The organism is Undibacterium sp. Ji42W (assembly GCF_049340405.1).
Taxonomy (GTDB): domain Bacteria; phylum Pseudomonadota; class Gammaproteobacteria; order Burkholderiales; family Burkholderiaceae_D; genus Undibacterium.
Map to the genome: position 1 here is coordinate 317126 of NZ_JBMPOV010000001.1, position 18427 is coordinate 335552.

General features: G+C 50.4%; 16 protein-coding genes. 1 reads left to right on the forward strand and 15 read right to left on the reverse strand.

The features are described 5' to 3' along the window. Window positions 1-145 precede the first annotated feature (145 nt). The 13 genes from dusA to scpB form a co-directional block, all read right to left on the reverse strand. A complete protein-coding gene (gene dusA, locus ACO0LG_RS01420; RefSeq protein WP_423022599.1) occupies window positions 146-1192 on the reverse strand; it encodes a tRNA dihydrouridine(20/20a) synthase DusA in 1047 nt (348 codons plus the stop codon). A 146-nt stretch (window positions 1193-1338) separates the two neighbouring features. Continuing rightward, window positions 1339-1728 carry a cupin domain-containing protein gene (locus ACO0LG_RS01425; protein WP_423022601.1) on the reverse strand — a complete coding sequence of 130 codons (390 nt, stop codon included), beginning with the start codon at window positions 1726-1728 and terminating at the stop codon, window positions 1339-1341. 64 nt (window positions 1729-1792) lie between these two features. After that, window positions 1793-2146, reverse strand: coding sequence for a DUF1294 domain-containing protein (locus ACO0LG_RS01430; RefSeq protein WP_423022603.1), 354 nt, complete (start codon window positions 2144-2146; stop codon window positions 1793-1795). A gap of 228 nt (window positions 2147-2374) precedes the next feature. Continuing rightward, window positions 2375-3739: a tRNA 5-hydroxyuridine modification protein YegQ gene (gene yegQ, locus ACO0LG_RS01435; RefSeq protein WP_423022605.1), complete on the reverse strand. Its 1365-nt coding sequence runs from the start codon at window positions 3737-3739 to the stop codon at window positions 2375-2377. A 112-nt stretch (window positions 3740-3851) separates the two neighbouring features. Beyond that, window positions 3852-4721, reverse strand: coding sequence for a DMT family transporter (locus tag ACO0LG_RS01440; protein ID WP_423022607.1), 870 nt, complete (start codon window positions 4719-4721; stop codon window positions 3852-3854). A gap of 132 nt (window positions 4722-4853) precedes the next feature. Continuing rightward, on the reverse strand, window positions 4854-6686 hold the full coding sequence (gene typA / locus ACO0LG_RS01445; RefSeq protein ID WP_423022609.1) for a translational GTPase TypA: 1833 nt from the start codon (window positions 6684-6686) through the stop codon (window positions 4854-4856). A 123-nt stretch (window positions 6687-6809) separates the two neighbouring features. Then, entirely contained in the window at window positions 6810-7742 is a 933-nt protein-coding gene (gene truB / locus ACO0LG_RS01450; RefSeq protein WP_423022611.1) for a tRNA pseudouridine(55) synthase TruB, read from the reverse strand. A 35-nt stretch (window positions 7743-7777) separates the two neighbouring features. After that, window positions 7778-8176 carry a 30S ribosome-binding factor RbfA gene (gene rbfA / locus ACO0LG_RS01455; RefSeq protein ID WP_423022613.1) on the reverse strand — a complete coding sequence of 133 codons (399 nt, stop codon included), beginning with the start codon at window positions 8174-8176 and terminating at the stop codon, window positions 7778-7780. 57 nt (window positions 8177-8233) lie between these two features. After that, window positions 8234-11134, reverse strand: a complete 2901-nt coding sequence (infB, locus tag ACO0LG_RS01460) for a translation initiation factor IF-2 (RefSeq protein ID WP_423022615.1) — start codon at window positions 11132-11134, stop codon at window positions 8234-8236. A gap of 47 nt (window positions 11135-11181) precedes the next feature. Then, window positions 11182-12741 (reverse strand): transcription termination factor NusA, encoded by a 1560-nt coding sequence (nusA, locus tag ACO0LG_RS01465; RefSeq protein WP_422970513.1) that lies wholly within the window; start codon window positions 12739-12741, stop codon window positions 11182-11184. After that, window positions 12738-13223, reverse strand: coding sequence for a ribosome maturation factor RimP (gene rimP, locus ACO0LG_RS01470; protein ID WP_423022617.1), 486 nt, complete (start codon window positions 13221-13223; stop codon window positions 12738-12740). The genes nusA and rimP overlap by 4 nt, the downstream gene beginning before the upstream one ends. Before the next feature lie 298 nt (window positions 13224-13521). Further along, complete coding sequence (locus ACO0LG_RS01475; protein ID WP_423022619.1) at window positions 13522-15480, reverse strand: pseudouridine synthase; 1959 nt, start codon at window positions 15478-15480, stop codon at window positions 13522-13524. Next, on the reverse strand, window positions 15470-16711 hold the full coding sequence (gene scpB, locus ACO0LG_RS01480; RefSeq protein WP_423022621.1) for an SMC-Scp complex subunit ScpB: 1242 nt from the start codon (window positions 16709-16711) through the stop codon (window positions 15470-15472). Before scpB ends, ACO0LG_RS01475 begins: the two co-directional genes overlap by 11 nt. A 590-nt stretch (window positions 16712-17301) precedes the next feature. Between scpB and ACO0LG_RS01485 the strand changes: the two genes are divergently transcribed. Then, the gene (locus tag ACO0LG_RS01485; RefSeq protein WP_423022623.1) at window positions 17302-17739 is read left to right on the forward strand and encodes a hypothetical protein; all 438 of its coding nucleotides are present in this window, start codon (window positions 17302-17304) and stop codon (window positions 17737-17739) included. Here ACO0LG_RS01485 and ACO0LG_RS01490 read toward each other — a convergent pair. Further along, window positions 17736-18125, reverse strand: coding sequence for a VOC family protein (locus ACO0LG_RS01490; protein ID WP_423022625.1), 390 nt, complete (start codon window positions 18123-18125; stop codon window positions 17736-17738). The genes ACO0LG_RS01485 and ACO0LG_RS01490 overlap by 4 nt on opposite strands. 64 nt (window positions 18126-18189) lie before the next feature. After that, a complete protein-coding gene (locus ACO0LG_RS01495) occupies window positions 18190-18426 on the reverse strand; it encodes a hypothetical protein (protein WP_423022627.1) in 237 nt (78 codons plus the stop codon). Window position 18427 lies beyond the last annotated feature (1 nt).

The window sequence follows — 18427 nt, forward strand, 5'->3', positions numbered from 1 at the left end:
TGAAACATTATCAATATATTCCGACAAGAACCCAACTCAATAATGTATTACAAATACTTACGAATACTCGCGCTTTATTTACAAATTAGCTCATGTATTGAACTTCAATTTGCTCCATGCGAACCAGTCACATAACTAGCGATGATCATGCCGCAACAGAGGCTTGCGTTTCCAGGCTACGGTCAAAAGCAGTTACACTTTGCATGGCTAATGCCGCTTCCAGCAACAACTCTGGCTTTCCAGATGCAAGCCTCTTGCTGTCAGACAAGATTTGACGGAATACACGCGCCCCAACCAGCCCCATCATCAAACCCAGCATATGGCGGATCACGGTATTTAGGCGCAGGCCTTTGCCGGCATTGCCATACAATTCCAGCTGCTGGTAAATGTAAGGGATCATGTGCTGCAAAATCTCTTCCCTGCTTTTGACCGGAGTGGAGTCGCCATAATAGCGCTCATCAAAGCTGGCCATGAAGTAGGGGTTGTGATACGCCTCGCGCCCTATCATGACACCATCGACATGGTGCAGATGCAAGTCCATGTCGTCGAGCGTTTTAATGCCGCCGTTCAAAATGATTTCCAGCGCAGGAAATTCTTTTTTCAGGCGGTAGGCATAGTCATATTTGAGTGGCGGGATTTCACGGTTTTCTCTTGGGGACAAACCTTTGAGTATCGCATTGCGTGCATGGACGATAAAGGTCTTGCAACCGGCGTCAGCAACCGTACCGACAAAATCACGCATGAATTCATAAGAATCGACTTCATTAATGCCTATACGATGCTTTACCGTGACATCGATGGAAACCACATCTTTCATGGCCTTGACACTATCAGCGACCAGTTGCGGCTCAGCCATCAGACATGCACCGAATGCGCCTTTTTGCACACGCTCAGAAGGGCAGCCACAATTCAGGTTGATTTCATCATAACCCCATTGCTCGCCCAGCTTGGCAGCATGCGCCAGATCAGTCAACTCACTGCCGCCCAGCTGCAGGGCAACAGGATGTTCGCCAGGATTAAATTCAAGATGACGTTGTACATCACCATGCAAGAGTGAACCTGTCGTCACCATTTCGGTGTAGAGCCAGGAGTTGCGGGTGATATGACGGTGGAACTGACGGCAGTGTCTATCAGTCCAATCGAGCATGGGGGCCACAGAGACGCGGCGTGGGGGTAGTACTTTTGTATTCACAATAAAACAAGACGGCAATTTACAATACCGTATTGTACCTTGTCATTGGGAAATCACCTTTGAAAGGCGCATGCGAAGACGATCTCACGATCACGACAACAGGAAACACAATCATGAACCCTATAAATAAATAGGTGACCAGGAAATTACCTCTTGATCACAGGTTTATGCTGTGTACCTTCACCCCGGGTCATGAACAGCATGCGGCTCGGCGCAAAGACTTTCGCTGTGTGCCAGCGCCCCTTGGGTACCAGCACAGCCTCCCCCGCTTTCATGTGGATGTGTTCCACTGCATCATCGAGCTCGATGAGGAAATCAGCGAGACCGGACAGCAAATACACGAATTCGTCAGCCTTGGGATGCATTTCCCAGCTAGGCCAGTCAGATTCGCAAGCAAATTCACTGATCAGCCAGTGCTTGCCGTAAGTCTCGATTTCGGCTTCGGGTAAACTCCAGAATGCGGGGCCTTCTTCCAACACAGTCGCCATGCCATCAGCCGCCAGCGCAACATAGGTTTTTTGGGGCTCTATCTTCATGCGTAGTCTCCTGGAGTGTGGATCTTCTGCAAAAATCGTGATGCACATTACTAATTGGACAATACTACCTCAATAAGTTCAATGAGATTGATGACCAATAGAAAAGCACGGCAAGTGCAAAACAATTAAAGATGACCGTACTAACAAATGCCAGCCTGAAAGAGGGCTTGATAGTTTTGTGGCGGAATAATTTTTGTGCCAACACAGCACCCGGCCAGCCGCAAGCCAGGCCGCAAAATAATAAGGTACGCTCAGAGATTCTCGGCTTACGGTTTCTTGCAGCCGTCTTATCCAGCCCATACATGACGAGCGTGATGATACTCATACTGGCGTAGACAACGACGACACCCAGCATTTGCAACCTTTGGTCGGACTGCATCAGGGAAAATACGTCCATTATTTGATCAAAAAAATCCATGCCAGACCGGTACGGGTAGACGAGAGTTGATTATTGCAGACCAAACATCACCAGTCCATTCTTATACGCAATGTGCTTTCGCAACCTTGCTGACAACTCGCACGGCACGCGGCGATAAAAAATCATCAAGTGCCTCACATCATCCCGCATAGCGATACTTTCCCCCAAAAAATTGATGCCCCTTTTGAATCAAGAGCAGACGCTACGAAGGGAGCATCAACTCCATGATTACAACATCCTTGCAATCAAAGCTTTTTCATGTCTGGCATCCAGCGGGATACGCACCTTGTGCCCTGCACCAGCTATGATGTCCAGGACGTGATTGTTGATGCTACGCATCTCAGCCAGCCTGATCATTTCATTGCCATTCGGTGAAATTATTTCTATCTCATCACCAACGGCAAACCGGTTTTTGACTTCGACTTCAGCCCAGCCATCAGTCACTTGCAAGACCTGCCCCACATACTGGCTGCGGTGCGCCTTTGATACACCTTCCATATAGTTTTGGTGTTCTTTTGTATGGTGGCGCTGATAAAAACCGTCGGTATAGCCTCGATTGGCGAGACCATTCAACTGACTCAGCAATTCCGTGTTAAAGGGGCGACCAGCGACTGCATCATCTATCGCACGGCGATAGGTTTGGGCGGTGCGGGCGACATAGTAAATAGATTTGGTACGACCTTCGACTTTCAATGAATCAATGCCGATTTTCGCCAGGCGCTCCACATGCTCAACGGCGCGCAAGTCTTTGGAGTTCATAATGTAGGTGCCGTGTTCGTCTTCGAGTATGGGCATGAACTGGCCAGGCTTGCCGCCCTCTTCTATCAGATACGGGCGGTCAGCGAGTGGATGGCGCGGCATATCACCCATGGCGGAAAAAGATTGATTGGCCACGTCCAATGCTTGTTGGTAATTGAACGGGATACTCTCGACCGGAATGCGCGCCAGGTCACCGGTTTCATTTTCGGTGGCGTTTTCGACTTTGTAATCCCAGCGACAGGAATTGGTGCATGTGCCCTGATTGGGATCGCGATGATTGAAATAGCCGGACAACAGGCAACGCCCAGAATAGGCGATACACAAGGCACCGTGCACGAAAACCTCCAGCTCCATATCCGGGCATTGCTGGCGGATTTCCTCGATTTCATCGAGCGATAATTCTCGTGACAGGATGACGCGGGTCAGGCCCATCTTTTTCCAGAACCTGACATCGGCCCAGTTGATGGCATTGGCTTGCACAGACAGATGCACGGGCATTTCTGGCCACTTTTCACGCACCATCATGATCAGGCCAGGGTCGGCCATGATAAGGGCATCCGGCTTCATGTTGATGACCGGCTCCATATCGCGCAGATAGGTGTTGAGTTTGCTATTGTGCGGGAAGATATTGCTGGCGACAAAAAACAGTTTGCCGCGTGCATGGGCACCGTCTATACCCTGCTGCAATACATCAAGGGTAGAGAATTCATTATTGCGGGCGCGCAAGCTATAGCGTGGCTGGCCTGCATACACCGCATCGGCACCAAAGTCGAAAGCGGCATGCATTTTTTCCAGCGAGCCGGCGGGAAGGAGAAGTTCTGGTGCTTTGAGCATGGCAAAAAAATCCGAAAAGAAAAATGTTCGCGATTTTAGTGCCATCCCTGCAGACAGACAAAATTTACCAGGCCATCAGTTGATCTGCATCAATCTGCATGGCCAAGCATAGTCAGGCATTGTTGCCTCGGATGGCAGTCAACTCGTTGAACACCAGCGCAACCAGTACGACTATGCCACCGTAGATACTGGCAGTAGCTGGTACCTCACCGGCACCTAGCCAGGCCCAGATTGGTGCCAGCAAGACTTCAAGCAGAGACAGCAAGGCAATCTCCGGCGCGCTCAGGCTATTTGAGGCCCTGACCATCAGCATGCAGGGCAAGCCCAATTGAAAGAAGCCAAGTATCGCCAGGATGCCAATATCATGCAGCGAGGCGTGAAAAGGCCAGGCAAATGGCAACATTATCAGCGCAGAGATAGTGCCGCCCAAAAACACTGCTGGCACCAGATCAACCGCATGGCCACCCTTTTTGAGAATAATGACATTTGCCGAAGCCGCCAGAGGTATGCCAAAGGCGATCAACATACCAATCAGGCCGCGCTCATCCACTTGAGAAATGCTGCCAACAAACATCCAGCCCATGCCTATGCATGCCGCGGCAATCGCCCACCAGGTACGCGCTGGTATGCGCTGGTGCAAGACCAGCCAGGCCAGCAGTGCCGTGAACAAGGGTGACAGACTCTCCATGATGGAGGTATTGGCAACCGTCGTCATGGTCAGCGCAATCATGAAGCAGCTATACATGGTCGCCCACATGCAACCCGACAAAAAACCTATCTTGCCCAACAATTTAAGACGCGGAATAAAAGCCCATTTGTATTGCCGGAGCATGACAGCCGCTATAAATACAGCAGCAAAAAAACTGCGCCAGAAAGTGACTTCAAAATTACGCGCAACTTCGAGATGACGGGTAAATACGCCGGCAATACTCCACAAGGTGGCCGCACAAATCATCAGTATCACCGCTTTGCGGTGAGACATTTTATTTTGCATAAAGCTCCAAATAAAAAAACCCGCTTGACCCTGGCCAAACTGGCTAGAGCAAAACGGGTTAATCTTTATGTGGCTAAATTAACAGCCACATTCGCAAAGCCAGATCAAGAACAAATCACCTTAGTCGCGTGATGCTTTTTTACGTTCATGCTCTTTCAGGTAACGCTTGCGCAGACGGATACTCTTAGGTGTAACTTCGACCAGTTCATCATCGTCAATAAACTCGACCGCGTATTCCAGGTTCAACTGGATAGGTGGAACCAGGCGTACCGCTTCATCCGTACCGGACGAACGCACGTTGGTCAATTGTTTGCCCTTGATCGGGTTCACCACCAGGTCATTGTCACGGGAATGAATACCGATGATCATGCCTTCATACACTGGGTCATTGTGGCTGACGAACATACGGCCACGGTCTTGCAATTTCCAGATAGCGTAAGCAACTGCTGCGCCGTCATCCTGGGAAATCAGTACGCCGTTACGACGGCCACCGAGTTCGCCTTTGGAATTGTCGACTGGTGCATATTCATCAAATACGTGACTCATCAAGCCTGTACCGCGCGTCAATGTCATGAATTCGCCCTGGAAGCCGATCAGGCCACGCGCTGGAATACGGTATTCCAGACGGACACGACCTTTGCCGTCCGGCTCCATGTTTTGCAGGTCACCACGACGACGACCCAATTCTTCCATGACACCACCCTGGTTGGCTTCTTCTACGTCAACTGTCAGGTTTTCATATGGCTCATGACGTACGTCGCCTACCATTTTGAAGACTACGCGTGGACGGGATACTGCCAGCTCGAAGCCTTCACGGCGCATGTTTTCAATCAGGATAGTCAAATGCAACTCACCACGACCAGAAACTTCGTACGTGGAATCATCGCCCTCAGCCTGCACTACGCGCAAAGCCATGTTGGATTTCAATTCACGCTCCAGACGGTCACGAATTTGACGTGTCGTCACGAATTTGCCTTCGCGGCCAGCCAATGGGGAGCTGTTAACCATGAAGTTCATGGTCAGTGTTGGCTCATCAATCTTCAACATCGGCAGGCCATCAGGCGTGTCCGGTGCACAGATGGTGGAACCGATACCGATTTCTTCAATACCGTTGATCAGTACTATGTCACCAGCCAATGCTTCGTCAACCAGTACGCGATCCAGACCCTGGAAAGTCAATACTTGATTGATACGTGCTTTTGTTGGCTTGTCGCCTGGGCCATTCATCCAGACCACGTCTTGCAATGCCTTGACACGGCCACGCAGGATACGGCCAACGCCGATTTTACCAACGTAGGAAGAGTACTCCAGGGACGTGATTTGCAATTGCAAAGGACCGTCTGGATCATCTTCACGCGCAGGAACGTGTTTCAGGATAGCATCAAACAAGGGTTCCATATTCCCCTCGCGCACTGTATCTTCCAGACCAGCATAACCTTTGAAACCGGATGCGTAGATGATGGGGAAATCGAGTTGTTCGTCAGTTGCACCGAGTTTGTCGAACAGTTCAAAAGTCGCGTTAACGGCTTTTTGCGCATCGGCGTTTTCACGGTCGATCTTGTTGACGACAACGATAGGCTTCAAACCCAGTGCCAGCGCTTTACGCGTAACGAAACGCGTTTGTGGCATCGGGCCTTCCTGTGCATCAACCAGCAACAAAACACTGTCCACCATGGACAAAACACGTTCTACTTCACCACCAAAGTCAGCATGGCCTGGCGTATCGACGATGTTGATATGAGTGCCTTTGTATTCGACAGCACAGTTTTTGGACAAAATAGTGATACCGCGCTCTTTTTCGATATCATTCGAATCCATAACACGGGCATCAACCTGCTGGTTGTCGCGGAAAGTACCGGACTGACGCAATAACTGGTCAACCAGAGTGGTTTTGCCGTGATCGACGTGAGCGATAATGGCGATGTTACGAATAGCGCGTTTTGTAGTAGACATGATAGCGTTCTTATTGGGTAAATCTATGAGGTAAATCGGATAACCTGCGATTATAACATGTTGCAGCGCAAAAGTAGAAAAACTCCTATTATTTCAAGGAGTTGCTACCGTGCGATGACACTGTCAATGATCTGCAGCAATCAGGCGCTCGGGCGCGAGTATGCGGTATTCCTGCAACTGGGCTGAGCCAAGCAGCTGCCCATCCGATTCACGATAGACGCGAACGCGGCCAGTTTCAATGGGTAATGTGACTTCTTCTTTATTTAATGCCAGGCGTTGACCATGCAAAAAGCGGCGTGACAGCTCATCAGTCAAGTCAATCGATGCAAAGCTGGACAGTAAGGCATCTACTGGATCAAGCAATGCCAGCCGCTCAACTTCAGGCAGACTTTCAAGCTGCTCAAGAGTAATGGATTTGTCCAACACCAAATGTCCTACACCTATGCGACGCAATTCCTTCAGATGCGCGCCACAGCCCAACACCGCACCTATATCTTCACCCAGCACGCGCACATAGGTGCCCTTGCTGCATTTGACCTTGAGGCTCAGGAAAGGTGCCTCATAGGCCAGTAATTCCAGCTCATGAATAATCACGCTGCGCGCTTCGCGTTCCAGCGTGATACCGGCACGCGCATATTCATACAGGGGCTTGCCATCACGCTTGAGAGCTGAATACATGGGTGGCACTTGCTGTATAGGGCCAGTGAATTGCTTTAAAGTATCCTGGATTTGTTCAAGACTGACCGCTACCGGTTTTTCTTCCAGCACTTCGCCCTCGGTGTCGCCCGTTGTCGTCGTGATGCCGAGGTGTACGACCGTGGTATAGATCTTGTCAGCTTCCAACAGATCCTGGGAAAACTTTGTGGCTTCACCAAAGCACAAAGGCAGCAAGCCCGTGGCAAATGGGTCCAGCGTGCCGGTATGCCCGGCTTTGGCGGCATTCAAAAAGCGCTTGGCTTTGATCAGGGCATCATTACTGGAAAAGCCAACTGGTTTATCCAATAGCAATACACCGTGCACAGGCACGCGCTTTCTTTTTATCTGGGGAATCGTCATGTTGTCAGCAGCCTGTTGCCAGGCTGCGCACTGTGTCAGTCAGTCGTTTCTTCGCCGTCATCTTTGGCGCGGGTGGCATTGGCTTCGTCTATCAGTTTCGACATGGCGATACCACGGATGGTGGAGGTATCATGCACGAAATGCAGTTGCGGCAAAGTATGGATATGCAGGCGCAGACCCAGTTGATTACGCAGGAAACCTGAGGCCTTGACTAAAGCTTCTATCGTGTTTTTGACGGCGACAGGATCATCCACCAAAGTGGTGAAGTACACTTTTGCATGGGCATAATCGGGGGTCAACTGTACTTCAGTCAAGGTGATCATACCTACACGCGGGTCTTTTAATTCAGACCAGATGATTTCTGCCAGGTCACGTTGAATCTGGTCTGCTACACGCAGACCACGACCGGGGATATTTTTGCTGTGTTTTGCCATAATTTTCTTACCTCTCCATAAACCACAACCCCGGAACTAGTCCGGGGTTATCTTGAGTTACAGAGTACGTGCTATCTCTTGTACTTCAAATATTTCAAGCTGATCACCAACCTGAATCTCGTTGTAGCCTTTCAGTGAAAGACCGCATTCCAGACCGGCTTTGACTTCTTTGGCATCGTCTTTGTAACGCTTGAGCGAATCCAGTTCGCCTGTCCAGGTAACCACGTTGTTGCGCAGCAAACGAACAGAGGAAGTACGCCTGACCACGCCATCGGTAACCAGACAGCCGGCAATCGCGCCAACTTTGCTGACCACAAAGACCTGGCGAATCTCGACCATACCAATGATCTGTTCGCGCTTCTCTGGGGCCAACATGCCGGACAAAGCTGCTTTGACTTCATCTACTGCATCGTAAATGATGTTGTAGTAGCGAATATCAACGCCGTTAGACTCTGCCAATTTACGGGCAGACGCATCAGCACGGGTGTTAAAGCCGATGATGACCGCTTTGGAAGCGACCGCCAGATTGACGTCGGATTCGGAAATACCACCAACTGCTGCATGCACGACCTGTACACGCACTTCGCTGGTCGACAATTTGACCAGGGATTGCACCAGCGCTTCCTGCGAACCTTGTACGTCGGTCTTGACGATGATAGGCAAGTTTTTGACTTCGCCTTCACCCATGTTTTCGAACATGTTTTCGAGCTTGGCGGCTTGCTGTTTCGCCAGTTTGACGTCACGGAATTTACCCTGACGGAACAAGGCGATTTCACGGGCTTTGCGCTCATCAGCCATGACCATGACTTCTTCACCGGCAGACGGCACTTCTGTCAAACCTTGGATCTCTACCGGGATGGACGGGCCAGCCTCAGAGATATTCGCGCCATTTTCATCCAGCATCGCACGGACACGGCCATAAGCTGAACCAGCCAGTACCACGTCACCACGCTTCAAAGTACCAGATTGCACCAGAATAGTGGCAACAGTACCCCGACCTTTATCCAGACGCGCTTCCACGACCAGGCCTTTGGCAGGTGCATCTTTCGGTGCTTTCAGTTCCAGCACCTCAGCTTGCAACAAGACGTGTTCCAGCAGGGCATCTATACCCAAACCAGTTTTTGCAGATACCTGTACAAAGGGTGAATCGCCACCGTATTCTTCAGGCACAACGCTTTCAGCGATCAACTCTTGCGTCACGCGGTCTGCATTAGCACCTGGCTTATCAATTTTATTGATAGCAACCACCAGAGGCACGCCAGCTGCTTTCGCATGGGCAATCGCTTCTTTGGTTTGCGGCATGACGCCATCATCCGCTGCCACGACCAGAATAACAATATCCGTCGCTTTGGCACCACGGGCACGCATGGCGGTAAACGCTTCATGGCCTGGTGTATCAAGGAAGGTGATCATGCCACGCGGTGTTTCTACGTGGTAAGCACCGATATGCTGCGTAATGCCACCGGCTTCACCAGACGCGACTTTGGCGCGACGGATGTAATCCAGCAAGGATGTTTTACCGTGATCAACGTGACCCATGACCGTCACCACAGGTGCGCGCGGGAAGGATTCATATTCGCCGTGCTCAGTGGTATCCGTCAGCATAGCCTCAGGATCATCCAGTTTTGCAGCAAAAGCTTTATGACCCATCTCTTCCACCAGGATCATTGCTGTTTCCTGATCAAGTACCTGGTTAATGGTGCACATCTGGCCGAGTTTCATCAAATGCTTGATGACTTCGGATGCCTTGACTGCCATTTTGTGCGCCAGCTCAGCAACTGTCAGGGTTTCGGGCACAAACACATCTTTGACGATGGCCTCTACCGGCACCTGGAAATTGCTTTCACGGTCATCATGATGACTATTGCGACGACCTTTAGGGCCGCCCTTCCAGCCATCACGTCCACCGGAAGTGTCGCCGCGTGTTTTCAGACCACCGCCACGCTTCTTGGCAGCATCGTCTTGCCAGGTTGAAGACACGTTGGCAGATTTGATTGCCTTCTTGTCGCCAACCGCTGGTTTTTTCTCGTCTTTTTTCTCTACTGCTGCACCTGGCTTTTTGTCAGCCACTTTTTTATCAGCAGGCTTGTGCAAAGTACCTTCAGCAACCTTGGGGGCTACGACAGGAGCAGGTTCTGGTGCTTTGGCAGGACGACGTGCCGCGTTCATCATTTCTTTGATTTGCGCAACTTCATCAGCCACAGCTTTTCTGGCTTTTTCAGTAGCAGCAGCACGCTCGGTAGCTTCCTTGGCATCGGCGACGATTTTTTTCTTCGCCTCTTCTGCTTCGACACGCTTTTTATCTTCATCAGCGGCCACTTGAGCGGCTTGCACAGGTTTTACCTCTGCAGGCTTGGCATCTGAAGGCTTGGCGTTAGCGCTGGCATTGAGCGCCTTGGCGGCAGCTACAGCTTGCTCGGCTTTCGCTTTTTCAGCTTCAGCTTTGGCGGCCTCTATCAACTCAGCCGCACGCATGGCTTGCGCCTGGGCTTCTTTTTCAGCTTCCAGTTTGGCCAGGCGCTCTTGCTTCTCAAGCAATTCAGCTTCCTGACGTGCAATCAGTTCTGCTTCGTGGCGCGCTTCTTCATCAAAGCGTGCCTGCTCGGCAGCGTCCAGTACCGGTGCGGGAGCCTGCGCCTCATCTGCGGGAGCATCATCACGTTTAACGAAGGTACGTTTTTTACGAACTTCAACCTGAATGGTACGAGACTTCCCAGTCGCATCGGCTTGCTTGATCTCGGTCGTTTCCTTACGAGTCAAGGTTATTTTTTTCTTTTCGGTGTCCGCAGAAACGCCGTGGGAACGACGCAGATGCTCCAGGAGCTTATCTTTGTCTTCCTTTGTCAACGAATCTGACGTTGAGCTCTTACTGACGCCCGCCGCACGCAATTGCGTGAGCAGCAAATCTGCTGACATCGTTAGCTCGGTGGCAAATTGGGCTACATTGTTACTCGCCATTCAGTCCTCTTTTTCTATGTGCGCGTTATGAGATTGAAACCCGTGAATTACTTAGCTTCTACGAGTTTCCAGGCTTTGGCTAACAAAGCCTTGGCCTGATCATCATATTTAGCGTCGATGAGTTTCATCTCATCATCGGTCACATCTTCAAATGCATCTTTAATTAATTGACGGGTGCGGTCGGCAGACAATGCCAAAATCGCGCCAAATTCGTCATAAGCCAATCCAGCGAAAGCCGCCAGGGTCTTGATACCAGCCAAACCCAGCTTACCTGCCGTCACGCGGGTCATACCTTCGAGATTGACTAATTCATCTTCCATACCTTCGAGACCTTCTTCAGAAGCAATTGCTTCTGTCAACAAAGCGTCACGAGCGCGATTACGCAACTCATTGACGGTATCTTCATCAAAGGCTTCGATTTCCAGCATTTCGCTGATAGGTACGTAAGCGATTTCTTCCAGACTGGAGAAACCTTCGTCCACCAAGATGTCGGCGACTTCCTGGTCAACGTCGAGTTTTTCCATGAACAGGCTGCGGATGCCGGCAGTTTCTTGCTCGGCTTTATTCGCAGACTCTTCAGCAGTCATGATATTGATTTGCCAGCCTGTCAATTCAGCTGCGAGGCGGACGTTTTGCCCACTGCGGCCAATAGCAATTGCCAGGTTTTCTTCATCAACTACCACGTCCATGCCGTGTTTTTCTTCATCCACCATGATGGATGAAACATTGGCTGGTGCCAGTGCGCCGATCACGAATTGCGCTGGGTCTTCAGACCACAGCACGATATCGACACGTTCACCACCCAACTCGCCAGTCACAGCCTGTACGCGTGAACCACGCATACCAACGCAAGTGCCGATAGGATCAATACGTTTGTCCGCCGTAAACACGGCAATTTTTGCACGCACACCAGGGTCACGCGCAGCAGACTTGATGATCAGGGAACCTTGTTCGATTTCTGGCACTTCCAGCTCGAACAGTTTCATGATGAATTCTGGCGCGGTACGCGACAAGATCACTTGCGGGCCACGGGCATTGCGGTCTATGCGCAAAATGTAGGCACGGACACGGTCACCAACACGCAGATTTTCTTTAGGGATCATCTGGTCACGCGGCAAACGCGCTTCAATCTTGCCAGACTCAACCACGGCTTCGCCGCGCTCCATACGCTTGATGGTACCTGTTACCAGGGAATCACCACGCTCCAGGAAGTCAGCCAGGATTTGCTCACGCTCGGCATCGCGGATACGTTGCAAAACGACTTGCTTGGTATCTTGCGCAAAACGGCGGCCAAAATCAACAGATTCAATTTCTTCTTCGATGTAATCATCGACCTGAATTTCAGGATCATCTTCTACTGCTTCAAAATGCAGAATTTCCTGATCTGGCAATTGCAGGCCCGCTTCATCCGGCACCACATGCCAGCGGCGGAAAGACCTGAATTCACCAGTGTCGCGGTCGATTTCTACGCGAATATCGACTTCACCGGGAAAACGTTTTTTTGTCGCTTGCGCCAAAGCATGTTCCAGCGATCCGAAAACAACCTCTTCATCGACGTTCTTTTCACGCGCCAGCACATCCACCAATAACAACAAATCACGACTCATGCTTTGCGACTCCTAAAATCCACTTGCGGCACGAGGCGTGCCTTATCCACATCGGCGAGCGTAAACTCCAGCATGGCCGACCCATCTTTTACTTCAAATTCCAGCTTCAGATTTTCACCTTCAGGTTCGTGCAAGACGCCTTCGAAAGTTTTGCGATTTGGCGTGCCCGGCATGGGCATACGCAATTTCACATTGGCCTTCTCACCAGCAAAACGCATATAGTCAGCTATTTTTTTAAGTGGCCTGTCCAAACCAGGAGAAGAAGTCTCAAGGCGACTGTAATTGACGTTCTCTACCGTCAGCACATGCGATAACTGGTGACTGACTTTTTCGCAGTCTTCCACCGTGATATTGCCGCGCTCCAGATCCTCCGGCAAATAATCAATATAAACCCGGAACAAGCCGCGTTCGGCCTGTTCAAAGTCCACCAGATCATATCCAGTACCGTTGACGGTCTTTTCTATCAAATCCAACAAAGCCAAACTTATTCTCCGAAAAACACACTGACAATTTGCAAACCGGGCAAAACCCGCTACAGGCCTGGCGATTCGGGCTATTGAGCGCTGCGCCGCAACTCCCTCAACACGATATCAATCGCAAAAACCAAAAAAAAATGGGCAACCGCCCATCTTTTTTTGTAGCGCCTCGATTTTAAATTCAAATAAAGGCAAAATCTGCTAACTACAAGATTATAAACGATAAATTACCTCGTCGCAATGGAAAACGAGGTAATTTCAACACGTCCTGCTACTACAAAACGCTTGAAACGACCGAAAAACATTATGCGCCACGTGAGCGCCTGCGCGCTGCAATTCCCTGACCTATGGCCTGACCACTACCACGGGATGTAGGCCCACGGCGCTGTCCAGCATCCGGGAAACCCAATGCTGTTTGCAATGGATCTGGCTGGCGACTACGTTTTTTGCCGTTAGCGTTATTGGGGTTATTGCCAGCACCGTTGCCCGTTCCATTACCGGCACCATTGCGAGGATTACCTGCATTACCACCATTTTTGTTGCCATATGCATTGTTGCCGTTGGCATTACCGCCACGACCTGCACCATATTCAGCACGCTCACTACGCCCACTGGACATAGGAAAACCGACTTGCTTCTGGCTAATTGGGCCAGTACCAAAACCAGGTGCCTTATTGCCAAATGGCTTGCCACCTCTGGTTGGCGCAACAGGTTTATCACCACCAGCTTTTTCCAGACCACTCAGTTTCAACAAGGCGCGAACCGCATCTTCTTCCAACTCTTCCCAACGACCACGTTTGAGATTGGCAGGCAGGGTCATGGCACCATAACGGGTACGTATCAGGCGCGAAACCGTCAAACCGACCGCCTCAAACATACGACGCACTTCACGGTTACGACCTTCGCCAATAATGACGCGATACCATTTGTTGACACCTTCGCCACCACCGTCAGTAATTTTGGAGAATTGCGCCAAACCATCTTCCAGCTCAACGCCAGCCAACAGGCGCTGACGCATACCCTCCTCCAACTCACCGAGGGTACGCACGGCGTATTCACGCTCGATGCCATAACGCGGGTGCATCAGGCGGTTTGCCAAATCACCTGATGTGGTGAACAGCAACAAACCTTCCGTGTTGTAATCGAGACGACCAACTGCAAGCCATTTACCCACCTTCATGGTTGGCAGGCTTTCAAATACGGATGCACGGCCTTCTGGGTCACTGTTACTGACAATTTCGCCAGCCGGTTTGTGATAAATCAGTACGCGTGGCGGTTTTTTACTGACTTTGCGCATGATGGGTTTGCCATTGATACGCACCTGGTCAGTCGGCAAAATTCTTTGACCAATATGGGCAGGCTCACCATTCACCGAGACACGGCCAGCAACAATCAACTCTTCCATGTCGCGGCGCGAACCCAGACCAGCTTCAGCCAATACTTTGTGCAATTTAGGCGCATCATCATCCGCAGTCAGATCACGGCGCACTGGCTTGCCACGGCCTTTGCCTTTGGCCTCATCAGCAGCACCCGAGTCAAACGCCTCGGAAGTAACGAAGGAAAACACATCATCAGCAGCATTGCCGGCACCCGGACGTCCACCACGAGTTTGTTGCTGTGGACGCTTTGATTTGCTGGTACCTGCCTGGCCAGCGCTTTGACGCGGGCCACGTTCAGTACGTTCACCACGATCTGTGCGGTCGCTACGCTCACCGCGATCAGCGCGGACTGGACGCTCAGTATTTTCAACGCCGCCTGCTTTTTCACCGCGCTCTGTCCGTTCTGCGCGGTCCATCCTTGGCGCACGCTCTGCGCGGGGCGGACGTTCGCTACGGGGTGCTCGTTCGCTACGCTCGGCTGCCTGCTCAATAAGCACGACTGGCTCGGCAACTACAGGAGCTTCAGGCACAACTGCCACCTGATCTTCTACCACATCTGCAGGCTTGGCCTTGGCACGGCTGGCGCGTGGCGCTGCCCCAGGTTCTTTAGGGGTACGCGGCGCGCGCGGCGCGCGTGCTTTTTTCACCGGCGCTTCCGCAGCCTCATCGACTGATGCTGTCACCGCTAAAGTTGCCACTACTGCCTCTGCGGCACCTGCTGATTGCTCTGCATTCTCTTGCTTAGGCTTGGACCGGCTTACACCAGTACGCGGGGCACGCGCAGCGCGCTTTGCCGGTTTTGCGTCATCACCACCAGCAGGGCCGTTGTCATTCGCGCCCGCACCACCATCAGCTTGGTCAGCATTTACATCTTCAGGATTCATTGGATTCATTCTTCAGTTCTATTGGAGGCAACTGACTCGCTGCAGCGCCCGGTAAACTATCCGGTGCCGCAGTATCGGCTACCTGATCACTCAATTGCGTGACAGGTTGAGAATCTCCCCCAACCTCACTTATTTTTTCACTTATATCTTCGGTAATTTCTTTTACCAACTCTTCTGATACTTCTACATTTTTTGCTTTACTTGCGGTCTCAAGCAACTCTTCAATGGGAACACCCATTGCCTCATCAGTCGCAAGCAATTGATCTGGCGCATTGCCCGTCGAAACATCAACAGTCACGGCATCTGGTTCAGCGCTAACATCAGCTTCTTCTTGCGGCTCTTGCTCAGATGCAACTTCCATGCCTTGCACGATCTCGACCTGCTGTTGCTGCTGCGCATCTTGTGAATCTTGCATTTCTTGAATTTCTTGCGCCAATGACCCTGACTCAGCACCTGCAAGCATCTCAGCAGTATCCGCTGACTCTTTCCCCAGCTCCTCTGTTAGATCCACCAACGCCGCCAACTCAGGCTGCTCAGTATCATGAGCATCGACTCCAGGCAACTCAACATCGGCAGTTTGATCAGGCACAGACGCACCATCAGCCACGGGCTCTGCCACCGATGCATCCGCCTCAACCACAGCAAACATGCCACCACCCAAAGCCGCCAAGTCAGGAACCAGCTCCTCTTCGGCATCCCGCTTCACTTGCTGCAAAGGTGGCAACTGGTCCAGCGAAGACAAACCAAGATCATCCAGAAATTGCTTGGTTGTGGCAAACAATGATGGCCGACCCGGCACATCCCTGTGGCCTATGGATTCTATCCAGCCACGGTCTTCCAGGGTCTTGATCATCTGCGACGCCACGGTCACACCACGAATTTCTTCTATATCGCCGCGCGTCACCGGCTGGCGATAAGCAATAATCGCCAGTGTTTCCAGTGTCGCTCTTGAATACTTTGGTGGTTTTTCCGGGTTTAACCTATCTATATAGGCGCGCATTTCTGGCCTGCTTTGAAAGCGCCAGCCTGTCGACAAAGCGACCAGCTCTATGCCCTTGTCAGACCAGTCCTGGCGCAAACCTTCCAGCATCAGCTTGATGGTATCCGCGCCGACCACATCACCTTGATCATCCGCATCCTGGAACAGCTTTTTCATGGTGTTGACTGTCAGCGGCTCAGGCGCGCATAACAAGGCTGTTTCGAGGACTCGCTTTGCCTCAGCAGTATTCATGCAATATTAAAGTACACGGGTTTATTTGTTTTTAATTGATGTCATGCAGCAGGGCAACTGATACACCAGTTACCATCTTTGCCATTACTCACACCAGTTTTGTATTAAATTTGTTGCCACCAACCTGGTAGCAACGCCCTTTATGCGGGCGGCTGGGACTGCATGGAGCGCGCAAAGAACTTAGCAGCGCACAATCCCTAAAATTAGTAGACACTGGATTGTAGTCCAGAAATTAGCAGACGATCAAAAAATATCGTTAACAACCAATAAAAAAGCCACGCAGTAACGTGGCCTTTCTCAATAATTCTGTCTGCAACGGGATGAATAACGCGCATTAGCTGCGCACACCCCAAAATCTGCAACAAACCCGGAAAGCCAACCACAAGCCCTCCAACAACATCCTGCATACGACTGCAAGAGAGCGAGATTACCATGCATTGGGAAAGTGTGCACGGGAAAATCGGAACAAGCTCACATGCAATTTACGTGAGCAAAAATAAAATTGCATTTAAATTAAGGATATCAAATAAGATTTTATGAAACATTTACGATCTAATTTTCAATAGAACTGACTACAAATTATGTGTTTCATGACTATATTAAGTACCAATTCAGATTACGACCTATCTCTTGCAAACAATGAGCTCATTCAGTTCGTAAAAAAACTACCTGGCATTCCGGAAGAAAAATATCTACTCTTTGAGAACAAATGGTTCCTTGCTTCAAATGCTGGCTGCAGTTGCAACTTCAGGCATTTATCTGGTGGCAGCATAGAACTCAGATTTGGCGAACCAGAGGCATGGTTTCAGGAAGATGACGACACCATTGAAGCAACACGTCAAATTGCAGCAAGCATACGCACCCTGATACAGCAAGGCGCAAATGTAGATTGCTTTGATGCATGGGTACATGGCCAGAGCGATGCAATATCGCCAATCACCGACATCGAAGTCGATCTGAGTGAGGTCAGCGACACCACATTCCGTTTTTTTGAGGAATATCGATTTTCCTTCACGATCAAGCCTTAATCTGACTGCCGCGCGTAACTCAGCGTCAGCATTTCCCACTGGTGACCACCAGGCTCATTCCAGTAAATCATGTTCCCGCCATCATCAGTATTGACTCGCATCGTTACAGGCCCACGCACAGAACTGCGATATGGAATGCCAGCAAGCTTGATACGCCCGGGTATTTTATCAAACGTATGCTGGCTGACGCGAAAACAAAAATGATAAACGGGGAAGCCTTCATCAGCCTGGATGAAGTCCAGCGTCAAACCCTCATTCACAAATACCGGGGCAAATGGTCCCAAAGCCGTCGGTGCCCAAGGCACGCCCAGCAATTCAGCCAGCAGCTTTGCCGAAGCCAGCTTGTCGTGCGAAGGGACAATAGTGTGATCAAGTTCGATACTCACGACACTTCTCCTTGCCAGATCAAATTCAGGATTTACAATAATAATTTGTATTTTACTTATTTTTTTAAAATGCAGGCAGCACGCAGAAATTGGTTGAATTTACAATAAATTGCAGTTTTTGCGTAAAACATACACTTTGATTTTTCACATGGACTTCAATCAAAGATGATGCGTAAAATGCAATTAAATACAAATAAAGCAATTCACATTCACGCCCCATTACTTTAGCAAGAAACCCAAGACCTTCCAGTAGCAATTGCCAGCAAACTTGCCACACCATTTTTTGAAGTACTGCCTTCAAG